Below are 26,753 nucleotides of genomic sequence, written 5' to 3'. Positions count from 1 at the left end.
CAGTTAAGGCGATAGCTGGTCAGCTACCTGAAGGGGAGGGCACGAAGCCCCCGTGCTTCAGCCGGGGGTGCTGACTCAACCGTATATTTGCCATTTAGGAACCCTGTCTATTATATATGCCGTATCTGCATCCGTCACTTCACGCAAAAAACCGGGAAGCCAGGGTATAAAATGTTACCGATACTTCCCAGCGCGCGATCGCGCTTTTTCCCAGTTGAACGCCCCTGCCCCGATCCCCGGATTCCCTACCCCATCGACGAAAATGGGTTGACCTTTCGCCGTTCGACGACTGATAAAAATCCCCACCCGTTTCACGGCGGGGAGGACGTCAAAAGGACTCAAAAATCGAATGTAAAGATATTTAACGTTTCCCCGCCGTCGAGGTTGGGGGGGCGGTGGGTTCAGCCGGAACATTTCCCCGCACCATTTCTTCGATCGCCCCCGCAGGATTCGGCAGGGCTGCCGTCAACACCTCCGCCCCCGTTTCCGTCACCAAAACATCATCCTCGATGCGAATTCCCCGCACGTCCGCAAACCGTTCCAACCGCTCCCAACTCACCGCATCCCGATAAATTTCCCGATTTTTGCGATCATTCAAAATCGCCGGAACCTGATAGAAACCCGGCTCGATCGTCACGGCCATCCCGGGCTGCAGCGGGCGATCTAAGCGCAGAAAACCCAAACCGAAGCGATCGCTCCGTTTCCGCCCCGGTGCGTACCCCGCCCGGTCGCCCAAATCCTCCATGTCGTGGACATCCAACCCCAACAGGTGGCCGACGCCGTGGGGGAAAAACAGGGCGTGGGCGTCCCGTTCCACCAAATCCGACGGGCGACCCCGCAAAATTCCCAGATCCACCAATCCTTCCGCCAAAACCGCCGCCGCCAATAGGTGAATCTCCCGATATTCCACCCCGGGCCGCACCTTTTCGATGCAGCGATCGTGGGCCGCCAAAACCAAATCGTAAATCTCCCGCTGGGTGGGGGAAAACGTCCCGGACACCGGCCAAGTGCGGGTCACGTCTCCGGCCCATCCCCCCGGCGTTTCGGCCCCCACGTCCGCCAGCAGCAGGTCTCCCGGTTGCAAGGGATGGTGATATTGTTCGTTGTGCAGGACTTCCCCGTGGACGGTGACGATGCTGTTGTAGGAACAGGTCATGTTGTGGGCGAGGATAGCCCCTTCCATCGCGCCCCGCACCTGACTTTCCCGGGCGGCGGTTCGGGTCGCCGCCATCCCCGCTTTGTGGGCTTCCACCGTCACCGCAGTCGCCTCCCGGAGTGCCGCGATCGCCCCCTCATCGTGGCTCAGACGCTCCGAAGCGATCGCCCCGACCAGTTCCCCATCCCAGCCCTCCGCGTCCGCCGGAGGGGCAACGGAGCGCCCCAGAATGCGTTCTTGTTCGGCGAGAGTTCCCAGATCCTGCACCCGCACCGTCGCCACGGACGCACCGTCCGCCCTCAACTCCGATTTCGGAAAGGCGGCGTCGGCCCCGATCGCGGCGGCAATGTCCTCCCGAGACGGCATTTCCCCGTGCCAGAGGGCGCTCCCCGGCAGTTCGTCGTCCAAAAATAGGGTCATCCGCCCCCCGTCCAATTGGATCACCGCATCAGCCAGGTTGAGTCCGGCGAAGTAGAGAAAATGGCTGCTGGCGCGGAAGGGGTAGGTGTTGGCGGGAAAATTCCGCGATCGCGCCCCGCCGGACCACAGCAGGACGGGAAAATCGATGAGTTGGGCGAGTTTTTGCCGGCGGCGGCGCAGGGTGTCGGCGAGGCGATCGGAAGGGTCGGGGAGTTGCATGGATAATGGATAATGGATAATTGACAATTGATAATTGACAATTGACGATTGGTAATTGTCAATTCTTCCCTACACCCTACACCCTACACCCTACACCCCACCGAGCACACCCCACACCCCGATACTGGGTCTGACCTCCATTGCAGGTGTAGACCTATACCCAAACTGCTGGGAACATCTTGCTACAATTAGGAACCCGCATCGCCACCCCTATGAATTCTATCTGAAGTGCGGTTTCGCGATCGTGGGAGTGATGCCGGACGCCAACGGACCCGGAAAACCCGATATCTTCATGGCGAAGTCCGTTCGGAACTCAGTCATCAACCGTCCTTCTTGAGTGAATTTATGGCACGAATCCGACCGACGAATACCAATTCCATTCAAGCCTGCGACTGGCCGATCGCCCAACTCCCGGGGATCGGCGACGAAAACCTGCAACTTCTCCGGGGGTGCGGCATCGAAACCACCCAGCAACTCCTCCAAAAAGGCCAAACCCACGCCCAAAAGATGATGTTGGCCAATCGGCTGCAAATCAACCTCCGCGACGTCAGCAAGTGGGTGGCGATGGCAGATTTGGCCCGCGTTCCCAGCGTCGGCTGCCAACACTGCGGACTGCTGTTGCACAGCGGCATCGGCTCGGTGACGCAACTGGCCCAAATGCCCGTCCACCGCCTCCACCAGCAAATCTTGCGCCTCCACGTCGCCACCCTGCACCGCCGCGATCTCTGCCCCTCCGTCGATCGCGTCCAAATCTGGATACAGCAGGCTCGGTGTTTGTAGGAGGCAGGGGGGCGGAGGGGCACAGGAGAATCTAAAATCTAAAATTCCCTACACCCCACACCCCACACCCCACACCCCTACTCCCTGGCTACGACGCCATTGAGGAAAATATCCGTCAGCCCTTCGGCCATTTCCTGCAAGTCGGCGGGGGAGGCGCCGGGTTCGATGATCGTGCGGTAGCTGAAGCCGGCGACGGCGAACATTCCCAAAAAGACTTGGGCAACGACCCGGGGGTTCATCCGGCGGTAGACGCCCCGATCCATCGCGGTTTCAAAGAAGGCCTCGGCCACGTCGCTCATTTTGGCGATAATTTCCGACTGGATGCGATCGCTCAATTCCGGGTGAAATTGGGCTTCGAGGAAGCAAACCCGCAGCAAGTCGGTGTTGCTGTGCAGGCTGACAATCCGCCGCCGCATCACCTGGGCGATCGCGTTGTAGTTCCCCATTTCACTGAGTTCGGTGAGCAAGTCCGTCAAAATCTCGACCCATCCTTCGGTCACGACGGCAATTAAGATGGCTTTTTTGGTGGGAAAGTAGCGAAAGACCGTCCCCTCGGCGACTCCCACCTCGGCGGCCAGATCGCGGATCGTCGTCCCGTCATATCCCCGCCGTGCGAAGAGTTTCGTGGCGGCCTGTCGGATGCGAGCGGATATTTCGGTTTCCACCTCTGGGGACTGGTTGAGCGTTGCCATAATTTTATTGAGTGAGGTTTGTGCGGTAAACAAGAAACTGAAGAGGGTTACGCATTGGACGGCTGGCACACCCCCTCACGTCCGTGCTTTATGTTGTTTTAGGGTATCATTTCCGGTCGGACAGTTGACGGGAATGAAAAAACTCTTCATGTCTTCTTCCGGAAGATTGATGAAAACATTAAGATTAATTAAGATTGAATGAGACGACTTGTCGTCCCAGCCAATTTCTGTGCAAATTTCACCCAGTTTCGGAGCCATCTGAACACATCTAAATTTATGAATCTACCTTGGTTCGCCACCTCACCCCGTCCCCAACCCCAATCTCGCCATCCCTGGCCGCGGAGAGTTTTGGCCGTCTTCCTGGCGATCGCGATCGGGACTTTTCTCTGGGGAGAGCCCGTCCGGGCCGATGAAACCCCCGTCCCCTCCACTTCCATCCAACCCTATCTCGATCGCGTCCGCGACGGCGTGACGGAATTTCGCCTCGACAACGGCATGAAATTCATCGTGTTGGAGCGGCAACAGGCCCCGGTGGTGTCATTTCTGATCTACGCGGATGTCGGGGGGGCCGACGAACCCGCCGGACAGACGGGAGTCGCCCACTATTTGGAACATTTAGCCTTCAAAGGTTCCAAGCGCATCGGCACAACGGACTACGAGGCCGAAAAACCCCTCCTCGACAAACTCGACCGCCTCTTCGACGACCTCCAAACCGCCCAAGCGCGGAGGGACTCGGAAAAAGTCGCCGCCCTGACGGCCGAATTTGAACGAGTCCAACTCGAAGCGTCGAAATACGTCAAACAAAACGAATTCGGCCGCATCGTCGAACAGGCCGGGGGCGTGGGCATGAACGCGGCGACCTCCGCCGACGCCACAATGTACTTCTACAGCCTCCCGGCCAACAAGCTGGAACTGTGGATGTCCCTGGAGTCGGAGCGCTTCTTGGAACCCGTCTTCCGAGAATTTTACAAAGAAAAACAGGTGATCCTGGAAGAACGGCGGCTGCGGACGGACAACTCCCCCGTCGGCCAGATGATCGAAGCCTTCGCCGACACCGCCTTCAAGGTGCACCCCTACAAGCGCCCGGTGATCGGCTATACCGAAGATATACAAAACTTGACGCGGCAGAACGTCCGGGATTTCTTTGAAACCTACTACGTCCCCAACAATTTGACCGCCGCCGTGGTGGGCGACGTCGATCCGAACCGCGTCCGGGAGCTGGCCCAAACCTACTTCGGCCGCTATCCCGCCGCACCCAAACCGCCGGAATTGGACGCGGTGGAACCGCCCCAGAAAGAAATCCGGGAAGTCACCAAATCTTTGCCCTCCCAACCCTGGTATCTGGAAGGGTATCACCGCCCCGCCATCGACCACCCCGATCATGTCGTGTACGACGCGATCGCCGGCATCCTCAGCAACGGCCGCACCTCCCGCCTCTACCGCTCCCTGGTGGAACAACAGCAGCTCGCCCTGGCCGCCCAGGGGATCAGCACCTATCCCGGGGACAAGTACGCCAATTTGATGCTATTTTACGCCCTGACCGCACCGGGCCACACGGTGGATGAAGTCGCCGGGGCCTTGAGAACAGAAATCGATCGCCTCAAAACCGAACCCGTCTCCGCCGAAGAGTTGGAGCGGGTCAAAACCCAAGCTCGCGCCAACCTGTTGCGATCGCTCGATTCCAGCATGGGCATGGCCTTCGCCCTCCTGGACTACGAAGTGAAAACCGGAACCTGGACGAATTTGTTCAAAACCCTCGAAGCGATCGAGGCCATCACCCCCGCCGACATCCAGCGGGTGGCTCGGAACACCTTCCGCCCGGAAAACCGCACCGTCGGCCGTCTCCTCTCCCGAGACGAGACCAATTAAAAAGTCAAAAGTATGACCGTTGGAGAAGAGAGAAGAGAGAAAAGAGAAAAGAGAAAAGAGACAGTTCCTCACTCCCGACTCCTCACTTCTAAAAAGTGACGGCTTTTGACCTGATTTTTGAGTGGACAAGACTTTCTTTTCCTGGTTTGCTTCCCCTCTGTGAAAACGACAATTAACTATGCAATTCAAGATCGGCGTGAGATTTAAGAAGTCAAAATTATTCCTCGCCTCCCTGGCGATGGTGACAATGCTGCTGACGGTGGTCTGGCACCTGCCCGCCACCGCCGGGACTCCCAAACACTACACGGAACTGGAATTTCCTCCCCTGCCGGAACTGCAACTGCCGGAGTACACCCGCTACCGACTCGACAACGGCATCACGGTTTTTCTGATGGAAGACCACGAACTGCCCCTGGTGAGCGGGACGGCCCTGTTTCGGACGGGTAGCCGCTTTGAACCGGCGGACAAGGTGGGATTGGCTGGCTTAACGGGAGAAGTGATGCGGACCGGTGGCACCCTCGACCACCCCCCCGAAGTGTTGAATCAAATTCTCGAACGCAAGGCGGCGGCGGTGGAAACCGGCATTGGGGAAACGATGGGTTCGGCCGGGTTCAACACCCTGAGCGAAGACCTCGATGCCGTGTTCGGCTTATTTGCCGAGGTGCTCCGGGAACCGGCCTTCGACCCGCGGCAGTTGGAACTGGCGAAAACCCAGGAGCGGGGCGGGATCGCCCGCCGCAACGACGACCCGGAAGCGATCGCGGGCCGGGAATTTCACAAGCTGATCTACGGCGACGAGAGCCCCTACGCCCGAACCGTGGAATATGAAACCCTCGATCGCATTTCCCGGGAGGATTTGGTCGCGTTTCACCGCCAGTATTTCCACCCCGGAAACATGATTTTGGGCGTGGTGGGGGATTTTGACTCCGAACGGATGCAAGTGCTCATCGCCGAGCAGTTCGGCGACTGGGAACCCTCACCCCAGGCCAAAATTCCCCCCCTGCCGGCCGTTTCCCAGGCCCAAGCGGGCGGCGTTTTCTTGATCGACCAACCCCAACTCACCCAGAGTTACGTCCAGATGGGGCATTTGGGCGGCACAGCCGACGATCCCGACTATCCCGAACTGACGGTCCTCAACGGGGTTTTGAACGGGTTCGGCGGCCGGCTGTTCAACGAAGTGCGATCGCGCCAGGGGTTGGCCTATTCCGTTTACGGGGTCTGGAGTCCCCGTTACGACTATCCCGGCTTATTTATTTCCGGGGGACAGACCCGCTCCGACGCCACGGTTCCCTTAATTCGGGCGATCGAATCGGAAATTGAGCGCATCCGCACCGAACCGATTTCGCCGGAAGAACTCGCCTACGCCAAGGAGTCCACTTTGAATTCCTTCGTGTTCAATTTTGCCGCCCCCGGCCAGACCCTTTCCCGGCTGATGCGGTACGAATATTACGGCTATCCGGAAGACTTCATTTTCGAGTACCGGCGCAATGTGGAAGCGACGACCGTCGCCGACGTGCAGCGGGTCGCCCAAAAGTATCTCCAACCCGAAAATCTGGTCACCCTCGTGGTGGGAAATCAGCGCGACATCCAACCGCCGCTCAATGCCCTCGACGACAATTTGCAAGTCCGGTCCATCGACATCAGCATCCCCAAAAGCTGAAGGGAATGATTGATTGAAAATGATGCGATCGCTCCTGAAATGGGGGGCGATCGCATTCATTTTTCATTTTTCATTTTCCCTAATTCTGACTGAGGGCTTCGGATAGATAATTGGCCGTCGCCTCCACCAGGGCGATCGCATTTTCGTAGACCATGCGGGTCGGCCCCAAAATGCCGACGCTGCCGATGGGGAGGGAATTCTGGCAGTAGGGCGCCGAGATCAACGTGCAACTGCGGATCGGTTCGAGGGGATTTTCGGACCCGATGCGGATGTTCACCTGTTGTTGGGATTCGGGGGCCGCGAAAATCAGGGGCCAGAGTTGCTCCTGTTCGTCTTCGAGGAGGTGCAGGATCGTCTGCACCTGGTCCAGTTGGGAAAATTCCGGCAGCCGCAGCACGTCCGAGACGCCGCTGACCTGAATGCGGGTATACTCGGGGGTTTGGTGGCGATCGCGCAAACTTTCGAGCAACTGCTTGATAAAGTTGCCGTAGGACTGAAACTCCCGGTCCACCTCCGTCCAGTCGAGGGCACAGAGTTCCCCGAGGGACCGCCCCTTCAATTCGTGGTTGAGAAAATTGGAGAGCAGTTGCAACTCCTGTTCGACCAAATTTCCGTCCTCCCCGCCGCCCGAACTTCCCGGGGGCATCCCCTCCACCGTCGGGGCAATTTCCATCAAAATCGACTGGGTTTGATAGGTGTGGGTGACGATGATGACCATGATTTTCCCCGCCCCCACCGGCACCAGTTGCAAGTGTTGGAGGCGTTCGGTTTGGGTTTGGGGCATGGTGATCAGGGAAATGTAGCCGCTGAGGGTGGATAGAATTTGGGCTGCACCTCGCAGCACAGCCTCCAAACTCCAACGCTCAAAATTCAGTTGTTCTCGCAAAAGTCGGGCCACCTCCTTGGCGAGGGTGTCGGAGGGGGTGATCAGGCGATCGACGTAAATCCGATACCCCGAATCCGAGGGCACCCGCCCGGCGGAGGTGTAGGGCTGGTAGAGCAGTCCGGCTTTTTCCAGTGCCCCCATATTGTTGCGGATCGTCGCCGGACTCACCTTGAGATTGTACTCTTCCATCAAGGATTTGGAGCCGACCGGTTCCGCCGTCGCGATATAGTGTCGGACGGTTGCCCAGAGGATGTGTTGTTGTCGCTCGGTTAGTTTCGCTTGCACGAACATTGCACTGGAATTTAATTCGGGTTGGCGGCCAGATTCGGGCACAAAACACTCGGATTCGCGAGTTCGAGGATCGAGTTCATCTTCATATCACCATAGCAGATGCCCGAAATTGTAACCGCATCTCCGTGGGGGGCAGGGGGGGCTCCAGGGGCTCCAGGGGCTCCAGGGGCTCCAGGGACTCCAGGGGCTCCAGGAGGCTCCAGGAGGCGGAGGTTGAATTGGGGGTGGGCAGGCACGGAGGCACTGCCCCTACAATCTAAAATTCCCCACACCCCACCGAGCACACCCCACACCCCACACCCCCTCGCTTCAGTGCTACAAATACCAAGGGGGCGAAACCTTCGAGCCAAAAATCGGGATTTCTCAATCCGACTTTCTAGCCTGAACGCTTCACCCCCAAAACGGACTCATTGCGAGATCCTGGGTTATTCTAGCCCGGGAACTTACCAACCTTTGTCAGCTTTATCGAGAATGTAGGCAGCAACATTTTTGAGATCGTCCGGTTTCAGCCGTCCTCTAAATGCGGGCATCGCTGCCTTGCCGTTGGTGGCTTGGGTGACGATCGCCTCTTCTGATAACATACCGTACTTTTCCAAGTCGGCTTTGCTCAGGGTTTTGGCGGGGTTGACCACGTTCTTTCCACCCATGTGGCAGGCGGCGCAGTTGGCGGCAAAGACCTGGGCTCCCTTCGCCACATCTCCATCAGCCCAAGCCGGACTCTGGATGGCGAAGGTGAACAGGGCGACGCCCAGTAAAATCACTGACAGTAGTTTTTTCAAAACGGTTCTCCTCTTCTTGAAAGTCAATCGAGCCGCACATCGATCGCGGTCTGACGGTCGTGGAGTGCGATCGCTCCACACAACCCGTGCACTCAGGTTCTGAGAGTTCTGCGATCGTGCGTTTCTCTATTGTTCCAGGTTTGGGTGATTTTGGGCAAGTTTTTGGCCCTGGAAATAGCCGGGGCCTAGGCGTAGACCTGCCGGTAGTAGGCTTGGTATTCTTCGGATAACAGGGGTTCCCACCAGGTTTTGTGGGTCAGATACCAGCCCAAAGTCTGCCGCAGCCCTTCTTCGACGGTGACGAGGGGGGCCCATCCCAACTGGGTTTTAATTTTGGTGGAGTCGATCGCGTAGCGGCGATCGTGGCCCGGGCGATCTTTGACGAAGGTGATCAGTTCCCTCGACGGCTTGACGGGCAGGTGCTGGGAGGCCAGCTCGTCCATAATCCGGCAGATCATCTGCACCAGGTCGATATTTTTGACTTCGTTGTTGCCACCGATGTTGTAGGTTTCCCCGGGAATGCCCCGGTGGATCACCGTGTCCAGGGCGCGGCAGTGGTCGAGGACGTAGAGCCAATCCCGCACGTTCTGCCCGTCCCCGTAGACGGGGAGGGGTTTGCCCAACAGGATGTTGATGGACATCAGGGGGATGAGTTTTTCCGGGTAGTGGTAGGGTCCGTAATTGTTGGAGCAGTTGGTGAGCAGGGTGGGCAGGCTGTAGGTGTGGTGGTAGGCCCGCACCAGGTGGTCACTGCCGGCTTTGGAGGCGGAGTAGGGGCTATTGGGGGCGTAGGGGGTGGTTTCGCTGAAGGCGGGGTCGTCGGGGCCGAGACTGCCGAACACTTCGTCGGTGGAGACGTGCACGAAGCGGTAGTCATCGGGTTTTTGCTGGTGTTCCCAATACTGTTTGAAGGCTTCCAACAGGGTGAAGGTTCCCACGACGTTGGTTTGAATGAAGGCGTCCGGGCCGATGATGGAGCGATCGACGTGGGACTCGGCGGCGAAGTGGGCGACGGTATCGATCGCCTCTTCTTGGAGTAATTGATCGATCAAAGTGCGATCGCAGATGTTCCCCTGAACGAAGCGAAATTGTTCCTGACCTTCCAACGCAGCCAGATTTTGCCGGTTTCCGGCGTAGGTGAGGGCATCCAAAACCACGATGCGATCGCTCGGATGGGCGTGACACCAGTGATGGACGAAGTTGGACCCGATGAACCCGGCGCCACCCGTGACGAGTAGTCGCCGGGGCGTCGCATCTTCGCTGCTGTCGTAACTGTATTGGACGGCCAAAGTCTTTTCCTCCCAAGTCTCTGAATGATTCTAAACAGCCCCAAGGACTCGCGCCAACCCCTGACTGAAATTCCAAAAAGTCGCACGACTTTCCCCATTGTATCTTTATCGAATTCACTTTCCCTCCCCGATCGCCCCGGCCGAGTGTCCCCGCCGCGGACAACTCGACGTATCATAGGAGTTTAATTCTTATGAATTGGTGTGAGGAGTTCCGCGCGTGAGTCAGCAACAGATCCTTGAGTCCGCCCAGGCGGGAGATGCGAATGCGATCGCCCTCTTGCTCAATCAGGCGCTCAAAGCCAGACAAGTTCGGGCCGATCTCCGGGTCGAAAATCATCATCTCTACATTACTCTAGAATCCGAAACCGTTCCAGACCGGGCTGCCTCGATGCGCCTCATTCACAAGGGGATGAGGCGCCTACAGCCGCAGTCGATCTCGGAAGTCACCGTCATGGGACGGCCCGACACCCAGGAGTCCGTCGCCTGGATTCAGACCCTGGTCTTGCAGTCCCCGCCCCCCGCCACGATTCCGGCGGAAGTCCCCACCGCCCAACCCCCAAAAACAGCCCCAAAACCGACTCGAAAACGCAAATCTAAAAAAACTGCCAAAAAAACCGCTTCGACCCCTTCACGCCCCCTCCAGCCCCCTCAAACGGCATCGAAACGGCCTGCGCCCCACCCCAAACCGAGGTGCAAACCCCTGGCCGTCGTGGGGGCGATCGGTATTGCGGTTCTGCCCATCTCCAGTTTTGCGATCGGTGCCGGGTGGGATCGCGTCTCCGCTTCCCTGGCGGCCCTCCCCCCCACCCTCTCGACGGCTTTTTCTCAACTCCCCGAACTGCCCGATTTCTCCTTTTCCCAATCCGCCCAAATGAATCCCTTCGCGGCGGAAGAGGTTCCCACCCGAGACACCGTCGAAACCCTGACCCGCCTCTCCGAATTGACCCTTTCTTCTTTGGAAAATCCCGTCGATCCGGACACGCGGATCTCGATCAAGGCGGTGGGAGATATCATCCCCGGCACCAATTACCCCTCCAATAAATTACACCCCCAAAAACAGGTTTTATTCCAGTCGGTGAAACCGGCACTTCAGGGGGCTGATATCGTCTTCGGAAATTTTGAAAGTACCCTCACCAACTACCCCAACAGCGCCAAAAGTGTCGGCCGGGGTTTGGTCTTCGCCTTCCGCACCCCCCCGGAATACACTGCGCTGTTGAAAGAGGCCGGATTTGACGTTCTCAGCGTCGCCAACAACCACTCCTTCGACTTCTTTGAAACCGGCTTTGAAGATACGATCGCCAATATCGAAAAAGCCGGCATGAAAGCGGTGGGCAAAAAGGATCAGATCGTCTACCACGAAGTCAAGGGAGTCCAGACGGCTTTTGTCGGCTTCAGCTATTTCGACGTCCACAACAACATGAACGACCTGGAAGCCTCGCAAGCCCTGATCGCGGCCGCGGCGGAAAATGCCGATATCGTCGTCGTCTCCGTCCACGCCGGCGCGGAGGGGACGGCGGCTTTAAATATTGACAATAAAACGGAATATTTCTACGGGGAAAATCGGGGCAACAAGGTGTTATTTGCGCGATCGATGATCGACGCGGGGGCCGATTTGGTACTCGGACACGGCCCCCACGTTCCCCGGGCTTTGGAGTTGTACGACGGCAAACTCATCGCCTATTCTCTGGGGAATTTTATGGGATACCGCACCCTCTCCACCCGGGCACAGTTGGGCTATTCTCTGGTGCTGGAAGCCCAACTCGACCCCGTGGGCAATTTTGTGGAGGGGAAAATCATTCCGGTACACCTCAACAACCAAGGTATTCCCTACCTGGATCATTCGTTTCGCAGCGTCGGCTTGATTCGCAATTTGACGAAAAATAATTTCCCCGAAACCGACCTGGAAATCGACGGAGAAGGCAAGATTTTGATTTCCGAACCCGAGTCCTGAAGGGGACGGGAGTGGGGAGTCGGGAGTGGGGAGTCGGGAACTGTTCCAATTTGAATTCGGGTGTTATACTAAAAAACAATCTGTGGATTGTTCCCCTATCAATTGTTACTCATGTCCTCTTCTGAAACGTTAGTTGTCCAGCCCATTTATATCGCCATCATTGCTTCCACGCTGTTTGCCATTATTTTCGGCTTGATTTTCAAAGATATGTTGGAATATCAGGTCGCCGTTTGGAAGGAAGATTTAAACCAAACGAAAATCACTTACAAAACCCCCAATCTCACCGTCGCCTATCTCGCCATGTCGCTGTGCGTTTGGGTGTCGGTTTCGACGAGTCTGGCGGTCTTTTTTGAAGTCAACTGGTTTTCGGCGATCGCGGGTGCCGCCGTCGTCATTCCCACCGCTTTATTGATTTGGTTCCAGTTGGGTTCGATGTTCAGCCTCTGGGAAAATAAGGGGGATGAGGCGATCGATCTGGACCGGTTTTTTGCGGGCGATCGCGAACGGATCGAAGCCGCGAAATCGGGTCAAAAAGATTGAGTCAACAACCCCACCCCGGCCCTCCCCTTGGCGAGGGGAGGGGACAGAATGGGGGCGATCGCCGTGATGATAAAATAAAAAAAGAAATTTCGATTGTACGGGTCAAAACCGATGGGACGACAGGCTAAACTGAAACGCCAGCGCCGGCAGCAACGGCAGAATCCCCCGGCGGATTCTTCAACTTCCCGAGATCAAGATGCCGATCCGACTCACTTTGTCGAACGACTCGAAAAGGAAGGCTACCGGATCAAATCCGGCCCTCGCTGTCCCGAGATTCCAGAAGACGATGAAAAACCCCAACTTTAGCGATCGATGGACGAGTTAAAAGCGATTATTTTCGACGTGGACGGCACCCTCGCCGAGACGGAACGGGACGGCCACCGGGTGGCGTTCAACCGGGCCTTTTCTGATGTCGGTCTGGACTGGAATTGGTCGAATTCTTTGTACGGCGAATTGTTGGCGGTTTCGGGGGGAAAAGAACGCCTCCGCTATTATTTAGAACGCGATCGCCCGGATTTCGACCCCCCCGGTTCCTTGGACGATTGGATCGTCGCGGTTCACAAACGGAAAAACCACTATTATCAGGAACTTTTGGCCGCCGGCGCGATTCCCCCCCGTCCGGGGGTGAAGCGGTTGATCCAAGAGGCCCGCGATCGCGGCATCCGCCTGGCGATCGCCACCACCAGCGCCCTCCCCAACGCGATGGCCGTTTTGGAACAAATCCTCGATCCGAGTTGGTTTGAAGTCGTCGCCGCCGGAGATGTCGTCCCCGAGAAAAAACCCGCCCCGGATATTTACCATTACGCCCTCGAACAGTTGCAACTGACGGCCCGGGATTGCGTGGCGATCGAAGACTCCTGTCAAGGTTTGGCGGCGGCCCGGGCGGCGGGGTTGAAACCGATCATCACCGTCAACGACTACACCCGAAACCAGGATTTTGCGGGGGCTTTACTGGTCTTAAATCACCTGGGAGAACCCGATCGCCCCTTCGAGGTGAGATGGGGTGCCGCGGACGGCGCGACCTATCTCGATGTGGATTTGTTACGTCGCCTTCACCGGGCATCCGTCGGATGAGATAATAGATAACAATTAATTGAACTGGCAATCCCGTCGCTCCGGTTGACTCATTAACGATTCGACCTGTCAGATCTACCCATCGACCCCAATCTCTATTTGTTCCTGAATTTCCACTGTTTGCTCGGAGGGGTCGCCGCCGCGATCGCTGTTCAAAAAGGCCGTCGTCTCGGAGTTGGGTTGATTTTGGGGCTCATCGGAGGAACTGCGACCCTTGTCGCATCGCTGTGGCTCAAGCGGACGAAACTCGGTGGAAATTGAATTCGCAGGCGATCGCCTCGCCGACATGAAATTGAGTCCGCCGCGATCGGGATACCGGGCGGAAGGTGCATCTCAAACCCGCTCCCCGACAACTCGATCGGTACGTTCATGGGGTAATCAAACGATGCTGAAACACTTGCGAACCCTTTTTTCTTGGAAAGGAGGAAGCCTGCGACAACGAATTCTCCGAGGTTATTTTATCCCCTTAATTTTGTTTTTGATCGTAGCGTTTCTGGTCTATTTTATGGGAGTGCAACCCGTCCGATACCAGATCCAAAATGTTGATCGCATTTACGGCGAAATCGAACAGGTCGATAACCTGGCATTCAGCATCGTTGCCATGCAGCGGGCCGCCCGGGAATACATCCTGGGGCGAAATCTGATCGCCCTGAATGAATATGAAGAATGGGACACGCTATTTTATGAGAAATCCGAGGAGTTGCGGGGTCTCATTCAACAGGCGGATCAGCGAGAAAGTTTGGAGCGGATCATCACCCTCGGCGATCGCGTGAACGAGTTCGACCGCCGCCTGATTTCCTATGTAGAATTGGGGAAACTGGAAAAAGTCTTCGAGGTGTTGGGGCGGTCGGAAGGTCAGGCGATCGCCCGGCAGTTGGAAGAATTGGTGAACGATTTTGATCGGATCAAACGGGTGCAGCTAACGGAGCAGCAGAATCGGCAAATTCGACTGTTGGGATGGCTGACAATTTTGGTGTTCGGAAGTACAGCGATCTGCGGTTTGGCGGTGCTGACCCTCGGTTTCGGAATTGCCAATACCATCGATCGCGAAACCGCCCAAATTGCCGCTTTTTCCTCAGAAATTGCGACGGCTTTGGAGGAACAAGAACGCAACCTTTCTTTGCAGGCGAGTTCCATCAATCAAACCACCACGACCGTTGACGAGTTAAATGCGACGGTACGGAACTCCACGGAACAGGCGAAAGCGGCCGCGGCGGAAGCTCGCCGGGCGCTGTCTCTGGCGGAAAAGGGGAGCGAAGCGGTTCAGCAGACATTGGACCGCATGGAATTGTTGCGCCAAAAAGTCGAGGCGATCGCAGATCGCAGCCTGCAATTGAGCGAAAAATCCCTGCAAATCAACCGCATGGCCCACATGGTCAGCACCCTGGCTTACCAGACCAATTTACTGGCTTTAAATGCCTCCGTGGAGGCGGTGCGGGCGGGGGAACAGGGGCGGGGATTCGGGGTGGTGGCGGTGGAAATTCGCAAGCTGGCCGACCGCAGCAAGCAGTCCGCCGCCGACATCAATACCCTCGTCGTCGATATCCAAGACGCCATTCAAACCACCGTCAGCGCCACGGAAGAAGGCAAAGAAACGGTGGTCGAAAGTGTCGGCAGCGCCGAAAATATGTCGGCTGCATTTGCCGGAGTGTCGGAAGCCTTTCACCAAGTTTATATCAACAATCAAACCATTTCTCAAACAGCCGATCAACAATTATTCGCCCTGAAACAGGTGGGCGAATCGATGAACGACCTCAACCAGGCGGCCCGCCAAAACTCCGAAAGTATCGCCGTCCTGAGAGTCAATACCCAAAGGCTCAACGAGTCTTTATTGAAGTTACGGTGAGTCAACCATGAACCGACCGAACGGATCGATCCTTCCGATTTCAAAGACCAGCAAAATCTGTCCGAATTGCGGGCGATCGCATCTCTCTAATTCCGGAAATATCAATTTATCGACCGATTTATCCGCCGCGGTGCGATCGGCTTCCGGCCGGGTTAAACGCCGTCAATTTTTGACCGGTGCCGCCGCTTCTACTGCGGTAATTTTGAGCAATTGCAGCCGGTCGCCCGACCCGGAGTCCGGGGAAAATTTGTCCCCAAAAAGGTTAGAAAAAACCCGTTTAAAAATTGCCTTTTTGCCGATCACCTGCGCCACGCCGATTTTAATGTCTCAATCTTTGGGACTGTATAAAAAATATGGTTTGGATGTGGAATTGGTGCGGATGAATAGCTGGAACCAAGTGCAAGAAAGTGCGATCGCGGGCAATTTGGATGCCTATCATATGCTGTCCCCGATGCCGATCGCCATCAGTTTAGGCTTGCAAAGCCGCCCCTTTCCGATCAAACTGGCTTGCATCGAAAACATTAACGGAAACGCCATTACCGTGGCGAACAAACACCGAGACAAGGTAAAAGGCCCCGAAGATTTCAAAGGATTTCGCATCGCCATTCCCTTTATTTATTCGATGCACAATTTGCTGCTGCGGTACTATCTCGCCGCCGGAAAAGTCCACCCCGATCGCGACGTGGAATTGGTCATTCTTCCCCCCCCCGACATGGTGAATAAATTGGGGACGGGCGAAATCGATGCCATGATCGTCGCCGAACCCTTCAACCAGTTGGCGGTCGCCCGGGGGGTGGGATTCATTCATTTATTAACCCGAGAACTTTGGCCGGGCCATCCCTGCTGTTCCTTCACCGCCTCCCAGGATTGGATCGATCGCAACCCCAACACCTTTCGCGCCCTCAACCAAGCCATTATCGAAGGGTCGAGTTATGCCAGACTCGCTCAAAATCGGGGGGAGGTGGCGCGGCGACTTTCGGCGTCCGAATATCTCAATGTCCGAGATGATATCCTCCGAGATGTCATGACCGGACAATTTGTCGATGGTACGGGTCAAACTCGCGACGTTCCCGACCGCATCGATTTCGACCCCTACCCCTGGAAAAGTTTTTCCTACTGGATGACCTCCCAATTTGAACGGTGGGGATATCTCCCCCTCGGACAAACCGACCACGAGGCGATCGCCGACGACATTTTTCTGACCGGACTCGCCCGCCAAATGGCGAAACAGTTAGGACGGCAACCCCCGACGATCACCCTCCGATACGAAAACTTAAAATTCGACCGATTCGACCCCAGCGAACCGGAAAATTATGCCCCACAACAGATCAAAAAATACGGGTTTTAATATCAAATCCGGTTTGTATAGCAGTGCGCGCTTGTGTGTTAACTTGCTCGAGGCAGCCGCGAAAACTCCCAAACCTCGATTTTCATGGGGTTTGAGTTCTCAAGGGTTCCCTAATACCGACTCCCTTTTTCTAACCCGAAATCACCCGCGATCGCCTCTTGGACTCGACGGGGGCGACATCAGTTTCGGCCAGGGGAATCGTAAAGTGGAACTGGGAACCCCGATCCTTTCCGGCGGAGTCCGCCCAAATTTTGCCGCCCCACCCGGTCACGATTTGTTTGCCGATCGCCAATCCCAAACCCGTGCCCCCCACCGTGCGACGCAGGGACCCCTCTTCCTGATAAAAGCGATCGAACACGGCCTCCAGGCGGTTGGGTTCGATGCCCCGCCCCGTGTCCGCCACCGTCACCTCCAACATCCGATCGCCGTTTTGTTGGGCGCGGATCGTCACCCGGCCCTCGGAACTCGTGAACTTGCAGGCGTTGTCCAACAGTTTGGTCAGCAATTCCACCAACCATTCCCCGTCCGCCCGCACCAGGGGCAAATCGGCGCTCATTTCCCTCTCGATGGTGGGGAGGCTCTCGGCGTGGCGGGTGCGGATGCCGCTGATCGCCAGATCGATACATTCTTCGAGCTGCAGGGATTCCGGATTCCAGTCCACGCGGCCGCTTTCGAGGTGTGAGAGGGTCAAAAAGTCCTGCACCAACTTCCGCAGGCGTTCCGCATCCCCCTGGGCCGTCTCCAACATCACCTGTCGCATCTCCACCGGCATATCCGGTTCCTGGCTGAGGGACTCCAGGCAAACTTGGATCGTTGAGAGCGGCGTGCGGAGTTCGTGGCCCGTGATCGCGATCAGGTTGCTGCGGGTGCGTTCGAGGGCTTCGAGTTGTTGGTTAAGATCTTCGAGGTTCGCGTAGGTTTCCGCCTGGATGAGGGCGGCGGCCAGTTGGGTGGCGATCGCGTCCACCAGGGACAGCTCGTCCTCCTGCCAGATCCGGTCGCTCGACGCGCACTGATGCAATTCCACCATTCCCAACAATTGACCTTGGTACAAAATGGGAACCATCAACCATCCGCCGATTTCCCATAGACGAGTCAGGTTTTCGAGGGTTTTCCGACCCTCCGCCGAGAGGTCGTCCACGTCTGCGACTTCCCGCATATAGATATGTTGCTGTTGCCGCAACACTTTCTGAAATAATGGGTTGTCCTGAAGCGGCCAGGTTTCCCCCCGCAACGATCGGGCCGGGGAGACTTCCGGGGTCTCCGAACAGGGTTCCAGGTACTCGTGTTGGACGACGACCGTTCGATCCGTGGATTTGCAGCGGTAAATCAAGCACCGCTGCGCTTTCATGGCTTCCCCCAATTGCCGGGTGGCGATCTGGAGTACCTCGTGGGGGTCGAGGGACTGGCGGATGGCGGCGGTGATGGAATTGACGAGCCGCTCTTTCCACTCTTGAATCGCCAGGGAACGGTAAACTCGCAGCAATTTGTGCTGGCCCGCCTGCAGGTATGTCACCAGGCGGTGGGCGAAGGGATCGTTGACGGATGAACAGTCCGCCGGAACGGATTGGGTTTGAGTTCGGGGAGATTTGCGGGTGGTTTTTCGTTTCTTTTCGATCGCTTGGGGTATGCTGTAGCTTTGGTACGCTTCCCGGATTTTGGTTTCGAGTTCCGGCCTGTAGTGCTCGATCCGTTCCAGGAGCAACCGGGCGACCTGGCCGCAAATGAGGCGATCGGAAGTCCAGATTCCCTCGAAGGGGCGGGCCTGATCCATCGGCACTTGGCTTGACATCTCGGAATTTTCGGCCAAATCCTGCCGTTCGATGCAAACCAAACAGGTCGAATATTGTCGCCCCAAAACCACCAAATTCCACTCTTGGCTCAACGGGTCTTTGCCGTCAAACGCGACGGTTTCGTAGTCCATCGAGGCGTTCTTGAACTCGGTTTCCGGCGTGGCCATCACGTAAACCTGGGGGGTCAACCCCGCAATCCGCCGGTAACGGTGAGCTTCCTGGCGGTAAAAGCGTTCCCGTTGGAAGGTGGCGATCACCAGGGGAAAATCCGACCCGGCCAGCACTTGATCTTCCATCGCATGAGAAAGCGCTGTCAAGGAAGATTTGAAGTAAATCTGGGGTCGGAGGTGGGGCAGTGCCTGCACCAATTCTCTTAGAACTGAGATAGAAATACTCATCTGATGGTTTCTTGTTCCCTCTGTGAGCCTCAGACAAACAGCGCCTTTCAGGGGGTCTGACCTTTTGGTGGGGCCGCGGGTCGATCAACCTGAATTTGAGTCTTGATAGATGTTGGGGTCGGCTGAACTGGCGTTACTTATAGCAGTTTATCAGTTCCGCCCGACAATGCGTCCGGTCGATATCGGCCGCGACTGCCTTCAATTCAAATGGTTTTGCCCCGCAGATCTTCTTCCCAGGGGATGGTGTAGAAGCGATCGCCGTAATGGTCGCAGGGGTAAATCGGGGGGATGTGGACCGATTCGGACCGCGATAGAACCAGCCAGTAACCGCTTTCGGTGATGTAGCCGATTTCTACGATGTAGTCGCGATCGCTCATCGGGATCGGGATGTGCCATTCCCGCGCCAGTTCGTCGCACTCGTACTGTTTCATACTGTGGGGACGCTGTTGATCCATGTCGATCCAGGTGACATCGTACACCCGCAGAGCCAGTTGTTTGCCCCCCTTTTTCCGCAGGGGTTCCCGATGTTCGTTGCCGATATCCCAGTAGGCGTAGGCCCAATTGGGATCGCGGGGCATGAACACGATACAGTTGCGATTGTAGCCCTCGGGCAGTTCCGGCAGTCCGCGATCAACATCGATGCCGAGGGTTTCCCCATCGTCTTCCTGGCCGACGTTGAATTTTTTGGATTCGACATCTAATTGGCCGCGATCGTCCCCCGCACCGACAACCCACGCCTGACCCCCCGTGAGGGTCGTTTGCTTCGATATTTCCGCCAGTTCCGGCTCTATTTCTTCCGAAACCGTCTCAGAAGCACCGATCGCATCCTCCGGCTCTATTTCTTCCGAAACCGTCTCAGAAGTGGCGATCGCATCCTCCGGCTGCAATTTTTTCGGGGGTTCCGGTTCAGGTTTTGGCTTTTCCATATCCGTTTCTGCCGTGACGGGGAAAGATTCTAATTTTTGGGTTTCCGGTTCGGGTTCTGGCTTTTGCATATCTGTTTGTGCAATATCTGGAGAAGGTTCCGTCGTCGTTGACGTGACATTCGCACCGGTGATCGATGAATTTTTGGCGATCGCAATTTCCGGCCGGTCGATCTTTTCCACTTCCGACATCGGCGGGAGCTCGGCGGATACTCGTTCTTTTTCTGCTATCTCTGAAACAGTCAGTGTTTCTGGATCTTGAATAGAGGTATCGTCCGAATCTTGAATAAAAGTATCATCCGAATCTTGGATATCAGTAATATCAGTTTTTTCCGATTCCGAAGTTTCGATCGCCGCCTGATGGGTTTCCGGAGATGGCGATGGCGGGATCTTCTCGGCGGGGGGGTTGGCGGATCGGACTCGAAGCGGTTCCGGTTCAGGTTCGCAGACCCAATTTTCCGGTTCCTCAACTTGGGAAGATTCCGGCAAATCCTGTTTTTCAGCCATTGTCGATTTGGGGGTGCCATCGTCGCGCTGCACCCACCAGAGGAGAACCCCCAGCAAGGCAGCGGCGGGCAATATCGTCAGCAGCCACACCGGAATTGGGGGGGGCATCACCCCGGAATCGGACGGAGTGGATTCGATGGATTTTCCCTGAAACGTTTCGAGGCGGGAATCGGCAACGGAAAACCCGGTGGCGAAGCCTTCGGGAACCGATGCGGTGGGTGCGATCGCATCAACCGACAGCCTGCGGTTCTGCGGGGATTGCAAATTCCAATTCGGCCACAGCACGGAAGTCGGAACGGAGGCATCCCCCCCTTCGCCCCCCCTGACAACGAGTTTCCCGTTTCCCGAGCGTCCGGACTCTTTCATCGAAGCCGTCGCGGTTCTCCCACGGGTGGGGTGCGATTCGGGGTTCGAGTTAGAAGCCCATCGAGACGTCGCCAACGACTTGGGGGCAACGGCAAGGGCAAACAACAACGCCAGGGTGGCAATTGACGTTTTTCTTTTGTGTAACATAAGTGACAGACCGACGATCCCTAGATTCGGGTGAGCATCACAAACAGATCCTCGTCAAATTTTATCGCAACCCCGGCTCGGACCCCATTTTGATCCGAATTTGAGGGCGATCGCGCCACCCGTCTCCAAACGCCGATGGGCTGAGTATCCAACCGTTTCGGATACCCAACCCACTTAGAAAATATTGAAAATCCGGCGATCGTCGCCGTGTTAATTGTCGTCCCGGGCTTCTTCGGCGGAACCGGGGGAAGACTGGTAAAGATTGTCCAACTGAGTCCGAGCATCTTGGACGGATAAGGATCGCATCACCATCAGTGGCTCTTTGACCACATTTCCCGACTCGTCGAGCAATTCGGGGTGGATGTCGCGGGCATTTCTCGCGGCCGTCCGGCCGAACCCGCCCCCCTGGTGCGAATTGTACCGCTGAGATTCCATGCCGACGGTCAAGAGGCTGCGAATTAAATTGCGGACTGCCAGGAATGCGAGGATTGTAAAAGCCAAAATATAAATCAGATGTAACATAAGTTTCTCCTTGATGCTCACTCAGTCGGTTGAAACAAGATTTTGTTAAAAACAGATCGATGCGGGTCAGTCGCTCTACCCCGATATTTTTTCTGGATTGGGAGTCCGGGGAAAGAAATCAATTGTCAATTGTCAATTGTCAATTGTCAATTGTCAAGGCCCGCACCCCAATTCATACCACAACTCTAACGTGAATTAAGGAATCGAAAGATACCGTTGACGGCAGCTCTGCGGCCGGGACTGCGGGGCAACCTGCCATAGAGAAGGACGGGCTTCCTCCTCCTCCAATGGGCGATCAGTTCGGATTTCCGTTTTCGATGCGGGGGGAGGATTCCAGGCGAAAGCGGGTGGCGATCTGCCAGCATTCGGTCAGGAGTTGGTGCCAGGGCATCAGCACCTTCATTTCAATGCCGACCTGCCCCCCCGTGGCGTGAAACAGCGTTTTAGCCGTGTTGACTTCTTGCTGGGCCTGTTTGATGCGTTCGAGGACATCCGACTGTTGCTGGTCGTTCAAAAAGGGGATGTTCTCAGTTTCGAGGAGCTGCCGCGATCGCTCGAACCAATATTGGAAGTCTTCGAGCATCGGCTGCAGGATCGCCCTGAGCAACTCCGGCTCCGGCAAGTTGGGATTCAGCATGGGTAGAGATTGACCTTGACTAACCTCATTGACTTATCTTAACACTCTTTACAATTTGTAACATTTTTCTTAAGAAAACTTTCAGGATGGGGTGTGGGGTAGAGTTCGGGGGGATGGAAAATGGCGATCGGGGAATCCTCCCAGATTTAGTTAAAATATAGGCTGACAAGGGAATGGGGAAGGCAGCACAACTGCGCGACTCGGCCCGAGGGCTTCGAGTCCCGGCTCACTCGAAATCCCCCCCAGCCAGCACACGACACCCAACCACAATCGAGGATCGATGGCTATCGAAGACTCCAAAATGGCTCCAGAGCAGCCCGAAAAAATCCATTTGCCGAAAACCAGCGAATCCGAACAGCTCAAGCGAATTCGCCACACCACCTCCCACGTCATGGCGATGGCGGTGCAGAAATTATTTCCCAAGGCCCAGGTGACGATCGGACCGTGGATTGAAAACGGCTTCTACTACGATTTTGACACCCCGGAGCCGTTCACGGAGCAAGATCTCAAAGCCATCAAAAAAGAGATGGTCAAAATCCTGAAGCGGAAACTGCCCCTTGAGCGGGAAGAGGTGAGCCGGGAAGAAGCGAAACGCCGCATCGAAGCCCTCGGGGAACCCTACAAGCTGGAAATTCTCGCCGACCTTAAAGAGCCGATCACCCTGTACCATTTGGGGGACGAGTGGTGGGATCTGTGCGCCGGCCCCCACGTCGAGAGTACCGCAGAAATCAACCCGAAGGCGATCGACCTGGAAACCGTGGCGGGTGCCTACTGGCGGGGAGACGAAAATAAAGCCCAGCTACAGCGCATCTACGGCACGGCTTGGGAAACCCCCGAACAACTGCAAGAGTACAAGCGGCGCAAGGAAGAGGCCCTGCGGCGGGATCACCGCCGTCTGGGGAAAGAGTTGGGATTATTTATCTTTTCCGACGAAGTGGGGCCGGGACTGCCCCTGTGGACGCCCAAGGGCGCGGTGCTGCGGACGACGTTGGAAGACTTTTTGAAGCGGGAACAGGTGCGGCGGGGCTATCAACCCGTGGTGACTCCCCACGTCGGGCGGGTGGAGCTGTTCAAGACCTCCGGCCACTGGCAAAAATATCGGGAAGATCTGTTTCCGATGATGGGAGAGTCGGAGGATGAGGGGTTCGTGCTCAAGGCCATGAACTGCCCGTTCCACATCCAGATTTACAAATCCAGTTTGCGTTCTTATCGCGAATTGCCGGTGCGTCTGGCGGAGTTCGGCACGGTGTACCGCTACGAACAGTCCGGGGAATTGGGGGGGTTGACCCGGGTGCGGGGCTTCACCCAGGACGACGCCCACCTGTTCGTCACCCCGGAACAGTTGGACGACGAGTTTTTGAAGGTGGTGGACCTCATCCAGTCGGTTCTGAAGAAGCTGAAATTGGATCAGTCCTTCAAGGCGCGGCTGAGTTTCCGCGACCCGGACTCGGATAAATATATCGGCTCCGAGGAGGCTTGGCAGAAGGCGGAAACGGCGATCCGGCGGGCGGTGGAAACCCTGGGAATGAATTATTTCGAGGGCATCGGAGAGGCGGCGTTTTACGGCCCGAAGTTGGATTTTATCGTCCAGGATGCGTTGGAACGGGAGTGGCAGTTGGGGACGGTTCAGGTGGACTACAATTTGCCGGAACGGTTTGATTTGGAATATGTCGCCGAGGATGGCAGCCGCCAGCGTCCGGTGATGATCCACCGGGCGCCCTTCGGGTCCCTGGAGCGGTTGGTGGGGATTCTCATCGAGCAGTATGCGGGGGATTTCCCGCTGTGGCTGGCGCCGGTGCAGGTGCGGTTGTTGCCGGTGAGCGACGAGTTTTTGCCCTTCGTGAGGGAGGTGGCGGAGAGGATGCGATCGCTCGACATTCGGGCCGAAGCCGATGTCAGCCACGATCGCCTCGGGAAGATGATCCGCAACGCGGAGAAGGCGAAAATTCCGGTGATGGCCGTCGTCGGCGCCAAGGAGGTGGAGTCGGAGAGCCTCAGCGTCCGCACCCGGGCCGGGGGAGAATTGGGCAGTTTGAGCATCGAGGAGACGCTGAAACGGCTGCAGGAGGCGATCGCGAACTTCGCCGACTTTTGATCGGTCAAACCGATAATGAATGCCGATCTCGGGGAAAAAATCTGATATTATCTGAGTTCGTATTGCATTGATTTGCGATCCGTGCTATGAACCGAATACCCGAGATCATTTGCACCACCGATATTTGTGGGGGGGACTGCGATCGCGGTGGTTTCGCGTCTACGGTCGTGGATGGGAACCCGTCGCGTCCTGTCCTCCGATGTTTTCTGATCGACTTTTGGTTCGCCGTCGGGCCAACGGTCAAGCCTTCGGGAGTCGCGATCGCGTATAATAAAGCCAGATCGATAAAATTAAGACCCTTTATTTTATGAATACTGTCAAACAAGAGATCGAACTTCTGTTAAAAAATTTGCCAGAAGATTGCAGTCTCGAAGATGTCCAATATCACCTTTATGTGATCGAAAAGTACCGTCAGGGTATTGCAGTTGCCGACAGCGAACGCAAGCTAACACAAGAGGAAGCGGAAGGTTTAGTAAGTAAATGGGTTATCAAGTAGTTTGGTCACCGACAGCCATTGATGATATCGATGCGATCGCGGCTTATATCGCGCGAGACTCAGTGTCCTACGCGGCGGCGGTGGTGCAGAGAATCATCGAGGCGACCCGAGATCTGAGCAAATGTCCCCTATCCGGCGGCATCGTTCAGGAGTTCGGTGATGAAACGATCCGAGAACAATTTGCTTACACCTATCGCATCATCTATCGCGTCCGAGATGAAACGGTGACAGTCGCCGCCGTCGTCCACGGCAAGCGGCTGTTGAAACTGGAGTTAAACCCCAACTAAACGAGTCAGATTTCCCCCCCCCGCACGGCCTCCCGTCGGGGGGGGAAGAGAGGGAGTCGGGAGTCGGGAGTCGGGAGTCGGGAAGGGAATTAATTATTAATTATTAATTGTTAATTTTTGATTGTTAATTGTTAATTATTTCCCGGCTGGGTGGCTTGTCTGATGCCCCCCCTCTAGTTCAAAATGATTCAGAAGATCATCGCAGCAGGAGAGATACAGTGAGTCAAGAATTTGATTATGATTTGGTGATTATCGGCGCGGGTGTGGGGGGACACGGAGCGGCGATCCACGCGGTGAGTTGCGGGTTGAAGACCGCAATTGTAGAAGCCGCCGAAATGGGTGGAACCTGCGTCAACCGGGGCTGTATTCCCTCCAAAGCCCTGCTGGCGGCTTCGGGGCGGGTGCGGGAACTGCGAGACGCGCAGCATTTGCAGTCTTTGGGAATTCAGTTGGGGGCGGTGAATTTCGATCGCCAAACCATCGCCGACCACGCCGAGAATATCGTCGCCAAACTGCGGGGCGACCTCACCAACAGCCTTAAACGGCTGAAAGTCGATACAATTCGGGGTTGGGGAAAGGTTTTAGCCCCCCAAAAAGTGGCGATCGCGACGGAAGAAGGGGAAAAAATTGTCACAGCTAAGGATATCATTTTGGCGCCGGGTTCGGTGCCCTTCGTCCCCCCCGGCATCGAGATCGACCACAAAACCGTCTTTACCAGCGACGACGCCCTGAAATTGGAGTGGCTGCCGCAGTGGATCGCCATTGTCGGCAGTGGTTACATCGGCTTGGAATTTGCCGATATTTACACGGCTTTGGGCTGCGAAATCACGATGATCGAAGCCCTGCCTAAATTGATGCCCACCTTCGACCCGGATATCGCGAAATTGGCCGAACGGGTGCTGCTAAAATCTCGACATATCGAAACCTTCGCCGGTAAATTGGCGATGAAGGTGACGCCGGGTGCTCCGGTGATTATCGAACTGGCGGACGCCAAAACCAAGGAGGTGGAACAGGTTTTGGAGGTGGATGCCTGCCTGGTGGCGACGGGCCGGATTCCTTTCAGCAAGAATTTGGGACTGGAAAATGTCGGGGTGGAAACCAATCGGGGCTATATTCCCGTCGATGGCCATCTGGGCGTTTTGTCGGGTACGGAGGCGGTGCCGCACCTGTGGGCGATCGGGGACGTGACGGGTAAAATGATGTTGGCCCACGCCGCATCCGCCCAGGGGGTGGCCGTGGTGGAAACCATTTGCGGGCGCGATCGCACCGTGGACTATCTCAGCATCCCCGCCGCCGCCTTCACCCACCCGGAAATCAGCTACGTCGGCATGACGGAGCCCGCCGCCAAGGAGTTGGGCGCCTCGGAAGGGTTCGAGGTGGCTGCGGTGAAAACCTATTTTAAGGGCAATTCCAAGGCGATCGCGGACGGACACACGGACGGCCTGGCCAAGATTATTTTCCGCAAGGATACCGGGGAAATTCTCGGGGTGCATATCTTCGGCCCCCATGCCTCCGACTTGATCCAGGAAGCCGCCAATGCGATCGCTTTCCGCCAGTCGGTGCACACCCTCGCCTTCTCCGTCCACACCCACCCGACATTATCGGAAGTTCTGGATGAGGCGTACAAACGGGCTGCTGGTACCCATTAGGGATCATTGATCATTGATACAGCAGTTTTCGATGCTATGAGGTACATTTTGATCCCCCATTATCCCCCTTCGATCCCCCCCCCGCCCCCATCCCCCCCAACCCCCCTTTGTAAGGGGGGAGATAAGGGGGGAG

General features: G+C 56.4%; 23 protein-coding genes and 1 pseudogene. 15 read left to right on the top strand and 9 right to left on the bottom strand.

Annotated features, from left to right (window positions below; genetic code table 11):
- Positions 1 to 361: 361 nt before the first annotated feature.
- Positions 362 to 1,795 (bottom strand): aminopeptidase P family protein, encoded by a 1,434-nt coding sequence (locus LKE08_RS23410; RefSeq protein ID WP_324706687.1) that lies wholly within the window; start codon positions 1,793 to 1,795, stop codon positions 362 to 364.
- Positions 1,796 to 1,925: 130 nt separating this feature from the next.
- On the opposite strand from LKE08_RS23410, the pseudogene LKE08_RS29340 reads away from it, so the two are divergent.
- Positions 1,926 to 2,132, top strand: a pseudogene (locus tag LKE08_RS29340) (hypothetical protein); the annotation flags it as partial.
- A gap of 8 nt (positions 2,133 to 2,140) precedes the next feature.
- Positions 2,141 to 2,575 (top strand): DUF4332 domain-containing protein, encoded by a 435-nt coding sequence (locus LKE08_RS23405; RefSeq protein ID WP_324706686.1) that lies wholly within the window; start codon positions 2,141 to 2,143, stop codon positions 2,573 to 2,575.
- Between the two features lie 77 nt (positions 2,576 to 2,652).
- On the opposite strand, the gene LKE08_RS23400 is transcribed toward LKE08_RS23405, so the two are convergent.
- On the bottom strand, positions 2,653 to 3,267 hold the full coding sequence (locus tag LKE08_RS23400) for a TetR/AcrR family transcriptional regulator (RefSeq protein WP_324706685.1): 615 nt from the start codon (positions 3,265 to 3,267) through the stop codon (positions 2,653 to 2,655).
- A gap of 276 nt (positions 3,268 to 3,543) precedes the next feature.
- Between LKE08_RS23400 and LKE08_RS23395 the strand changes: the two genes are divergently transcribed.
- Positions 3,544 to 5,136 carry a pitrilysin family protein gene (locus LKE08_RS23395; RefSeq protein WP_324706684.1) on the top strand — a complete coding sequence of 531 codons (1,593 nt, stop codon included), beginning with the start codon at positions 3,544 to 3,546 and terminating at the stop codon, positions 5,134 to 5,136.
- A 178-nt stretch (positions 5,137 to 5,314) separates the two neighbouring features.
- On the top strand, positions 5,315 to 6,796 hold the full coding sequence (locus LKE08_RS23390) for a pitrilysin family protein (protein ID WP_324706683.1): 1,482 nt from the start codon (positions 5,315 to 5,317) through the stop codon (positions 6,794 to 6,796).
- 79 nt (positions 6,797 to 6,875) lie between these two features.
- Here LKE08_RS23390 and hrcA read toward each other — a convergent pair whose 3' ends face one another.
- The 3 genes from hrcA to rfbB all read right to left on the bottom strand — a co-directional run bounded on the left by hrcA (position 6,876) and on the right by rfbB (position 10,041).
- Positions 6,876 to 7,967, bottom strand: a complete 1,092-nt coding sequence (hrcA, locus tag LKE08_RS23385; RefSeq protein WP_324706688.1) for a heat-inducible transcriptional repressor HrcA — start codon at positions 7,965 to 7,967, stop codon at positions 6,876 to 6,878.
- Positions 7,968 to 8,416: 449 nt separating this feature from the next.
- A complete protein-coding gene (gene petJ, locus LKE08_RS23380; protein WP_324706682.1) occupies positions 8,417 to 8,752 on the bottom strand; it encodes a cytochrome c6 PetJ in 336 nt (111 codons plus the stop codon).
- A 185-nt stretch (positions 8,753 to 8,937) separates the two neighbouring features.
- Complete coding sequence (rfbB, locus tag LKE08_RS23375) at positions 8,938 to 10,041, bottom strand: dTDP-glucose 4,6-dehydratase (protein ID WP_324706681.1); 1,104 nt, start codon at positions 10,039 to 10,041, stop codon at positions 8,938 to 8,940.
- Between the two features lie 217 nt (positions 10,042 to 10,258).
- Between rfbB and LKE08_RS23370 the strand changes: the two genes are divergently transcribed.
- The 6 genes from LKE08_RS23370 to LKE08_RS23345 all read left to right on the top strand — a co-directional run bounded on the left by LKE08_RS23370 (position 10,259) and on the right by LKE08_RS23345 (position 16,800).
- Positions 10,259 to 11,992 (top strand): CapA family protein, encoded by a 1,734-nt coding sequence (locus LKE08_RS23370; protein WP_324706680.1) that lies wholly within the window; start codon positions 10,259 to 10,261, stop codon positions 11,990 to 11,992.
- A 111-nt stretch (positions 11,993 to 12,103) separates the two neighbouring features.
- Positions 12,104 to 12,532: a hypothetical protein gene (locus LKE08_RS23365; RefSeq protein WP_324706679.1), complete on the top strand. Its 429-nt coding sequence runs from the start codon at positions 12,104 to 12,106 to the stop codon at positions 12,530 to 12,532.
- Positions 12,533 to 12,643: 111 nt separating this feature from the next.
- Complete coding sequence (locus LKE08_RS23360; protein WP_324706678.1) at positions 12,644 to 12,838, top strand: hypothetical protein; 195 nt, start codon at positions 12,644 to 12,646, stop codon at positions 12,836 to 12,838.
- Between the two features lie 6 nt (positions 12,839 to 12,844).
- Entirely contained in the window at positions 12,845 to 13,606 is a 762-nt protein-coding gene (locus LKE08_RS23355) for an HAD-IA family hydrolase (RefSeq protein WP_324706677.1), read from the top strand.
- 250 nt (positions 13,607 to 13,856) lie between these two features.
- On the top strand, positions 13,857 to 15,452 hold the full coding sequence (locus tag LKE08_RS23350; protein WP_324706676.1) for a methyl-accepting chemotaxis protein: 1,596 nt from the start codon (positions 13,857 to 13,859) through the stop codon (positions 15,450 to 15,452).
- A gap of 7 nt (positions 15,453 to 15,459) precedes the next feature.
- A complete protein-coding gene (locus tag LKE08_RS23345) occupies positions 15,460 to 16,800 on the top strand; it encodes an ABC transporter substrate-binding protein (RefSeq protein ID WP_324706675.1) in 1,341 nt (446 codons plus the stop codon).
- Positions 16,801 to 16,930: 130 nt separating this feature from the next.
- Here LKE08_RS23345 and LKE08_RS23340 read toward each other — a convergent pair whose 3' ends face one another.
- The 4 genes from LKE08_RS23340 to LKE08_RS23325 form a co-directional block, all read right to left on the bottom strand.
- Positions 16,931 to 18,991, bottom strand: coding sequence for a DICT sensory domain-containing protein (locus tag LKE08_RS23340; RefSeq protein ID WP_324706674.1), 2,061 nt, complete (start codon positions 18,989 to 18,991; stop codon positions 16,931 to 16,933).
- Positions 18,992 to 19,194: 203 nt separating this feature from the next.
- Positions 19,195 to 20,934, bottom strand: coding sequence for a DUF4912 domain-containing protein (locus LKE08_RS23335; protein ID WP_324706673.1), 1,740 nt, complete (start codon positions 20,932 to 20,934; stop codon positions 19,195 to 19,197).
- A 210-nt stretch (positions 20,935 to 21,144) separates the two neighbouring features.
- Positions 21,145 to 21,456 carry a DUF2973 domain-containing protein gene (locus tag LKE08_RS23330; protein ID WP_324706672.1) on the bottom strand — a complete coding sequence of 104 codons (312 nt, stop codon included), beginning with the start codon at positions 21,454 to 21,456 and terminating at the stop codon, positions 21,145 to 21,147.
- A 295-nt stretch (positions 21,457 to 21,751) separates the two neighbouring features.
- On the bottom strand, positions 21,752 to 22,093 hold the full coding sequence (locus LKE08_RS23325) for a DUF2605 domain-containing protein (RefSeq protein ID WP_324706670.1): 342 nt from the start codon (positions 22,091 to 22,093) through the stop codon (positions 21,752 to 21,754).
- A 280-nt stretch (positions 22,094 to 22,373) separates the two neighbouring features.
- Between LKE08_RS23325 and thrS the strand changes: the two genes are divergently transcribed.
- The 5 genes from thrS (at position 22,374) to lpdA (ending at position 26,620) form a co-directional block, all read left to right on the top strand.
- Positions 22,374 to 24,188 (top strand): threonine--tRNA ligase, encoded by a 1,815-nt coding sequence (thrS, locus tag LKE08_RS23320; RefSeq protein WP_324706669.1) that lies wholly within the window; start codon positions 22,374 to 22,376, stop codon positions 24,186 to 24,188.
- Positions 24,189 to 24,255: 67 nt separating this feature from the next.
- The gene (locus LKE08_RS23315) at positions 24,256 to 24,459 is read left to right on the top strand and encodes a hypothetical protein (protein WP_324706668.1); all 204 of its coding nucleotides are present in this window, start codon (positions 24,256 to 24,258) and stop codon (positions 24,457 to 24,459) included.
- A 36-nt stretch (positions 24,460 to 24,495) separates the two neighbouring features.
- Positions 24,496 to 24,684 carry a hypothetical protein gene (locus tag LKE08_RS23310; protein ID WP_324706667.1) on the top strand — a complete coding sequence of 63 codons (189 nt, stop codon included), beginning with the start codon at positions 24,496 to 24,498 and terminating at the stop codon, positions 24,682 to 24,684.
- Positions 24,669 to 24,971, top strand: a complete 303-nt coding sequence (locus tag LKE08_RS23305; protein ID WP_324706666.1) for a type II toxin-antitoxin system RelE/ParE family toxin — start codon at positions 24,669 to 24,671, stop codon at positions 24,969 to 24,971. Before LKE08_RS23310 ends, LKE08_RS23305 begins: the two co-directional genes overlap by 16 nt.
- Positions 24,972 to 25,189: 218 nt before the next feature.
- Positions 25,190 to 26,620 (top strand): dihydrolipoyl dehydrogenase, encoded by a 1,431-nt coding sequence (gene lpdA, locus LKE08_RS23300; RefSeq protein ID WP_324706665.1) that lies wholly within the window; start codon positions 25,190 to 25,192, stop codon positions 26,618 to 26,620.
- The last annotated feature ends 133 nt before the right edge of the window (positions 26,621 to 26,753 follow it).

Origin of the sequence: Lyngbya sp. CCY1209, assembly GCF_035615495.1 — a bacterium.
Classification (GTDB): domain Bacteria; phylum Cyanobacteriota; class Cyanobacteriia; order Cyanobacteriales; family Microcoleaceae; genus Limnospira.
Note: the sequence above shows the minus strand (reverse complement) of the source record. Positions and strands in the feature narration are given on the sequence as shown.

What these genes read in the sequence shown, in the direction of transcription:
- LKE08_RS23410 (WP_324706687.1), bottom strand. Translation starts at nt 1,795, where the DNA reads ATGCAACTCCCCGACCCTTCCGATCGCCTCGCCGACACCCTGCGCCGC.
- LKE08_RS23405 (WP_324706686.1), top strand. Translation starts at nt 2,141, where the DNA reads ATGGCACGAATCCGACCGACGAATACCAATTCCATTCAAGCCTGCGAC.
- LKE08_RS23400 (WP_324706685.1), bottom strand. Translation starts at nt 3,267, where the DNA reads ATGGCAACGCTCAACCAGTCCCCAGAGGTGGAAACCGAAATATCCGCT.
- LKE08_RS23395 (WP_324706684.1), top strand. Translation starts at nt 3,544, where the DNA reads ATGAATCTACCTTGGTTCGCCACCTCACCCCGTCCCCAACCCCAATCT.
- LKE08_RS23390 (WP_324706683.1), top strand. Translation starts at nt 5,315, where the DNA reads ATGCAATTCAAGATCGGCGTGAGATTTAAGAAGTCAAAATTATTCCTC.
- LKE08_RS23365 (WP_324706679.1), top strand. Translation starts at nt 12,104, where the DNA reads ATGTCCTCTTCTGAAACGTTAGTTGTCCAGCCCATTTATATCGCCATC.
- LKE08_RS23360 (WP_324706678.1), top strand. Translation starts at nt 12,644, where the DNA reads ATGGGACGACAGGCTAAACTGAAACGCCAGCGCCGGCAGCAACGGCAG.
- LKE08_RS23355 (WP_324706677.1), top strand. Translation starts at nt 12,845, where the DNA reads ATGGACGAGTTAAAAGCGATTATTTTCGACGTGGACGGCACCCTCGCC.
- LKE08_RS23345 (WP_324706675.1), top strand. Translation starts at nt 15,460, where the DNA reads ATGAACCGACCGAACGGATCGATCCTTCCGATTTCAAAGACCAGCAAA.
- LKE08_RS23340 (WP_324706674.1), bottom strand. Translation starts at nt 18,991, where the DNA reads ATGAGTATTTCTATCTCAGTTCTAAGAGAATTGGTGCAGGCACTGCCC.
- LKE08_RS23335 (WP_324706673.1), bottom strand. Translation starts at nt 20,934, where the DNA reads ATGTTACACAAAAGAAAAACGTCAATTGCCACCCTGGCGTTGTTGTTT.
- LKE08_RS23330 (WP_324706672.1), bottom strand. Translation starts at nt 21,456, where the DNA reads ATGTTACATCTGATTTATATTTTGGCTTTTACAATCCTCGCATTCCTG.
- LKE08_RS23325 (WP_324706670.1), bottom strand. Translation starts at nt 22,093, where the DNA reads ATGCTGAATCCCAACTTGCCGGAGCCGGAGTTGCTCAGGGCGATCCTG.
- thrS (WP_324706669.1), top strand. Translation starts at nt 22,374, where the DNA reads ATGGCTATCGAAGACTCCAAAATGGCTCCAGAGCAGCCCGAAAAAATC.
- LKE08_RS23310 (WP_324706667.1), top strand. Translation starts at nt 24,496, where the DNA reads ATGAATACTGTCAAACAAGAGATCGAACTTCTGTTAAAAAATTTGCCA.
- LKE08_RS23305 (WP_324706666.1), top strand. Translation starts at nt 24,669, where the DNA reads ATGGGTTATCAAGTAGTTTGGTCACCGACAGCCATTGATGATATCGAT.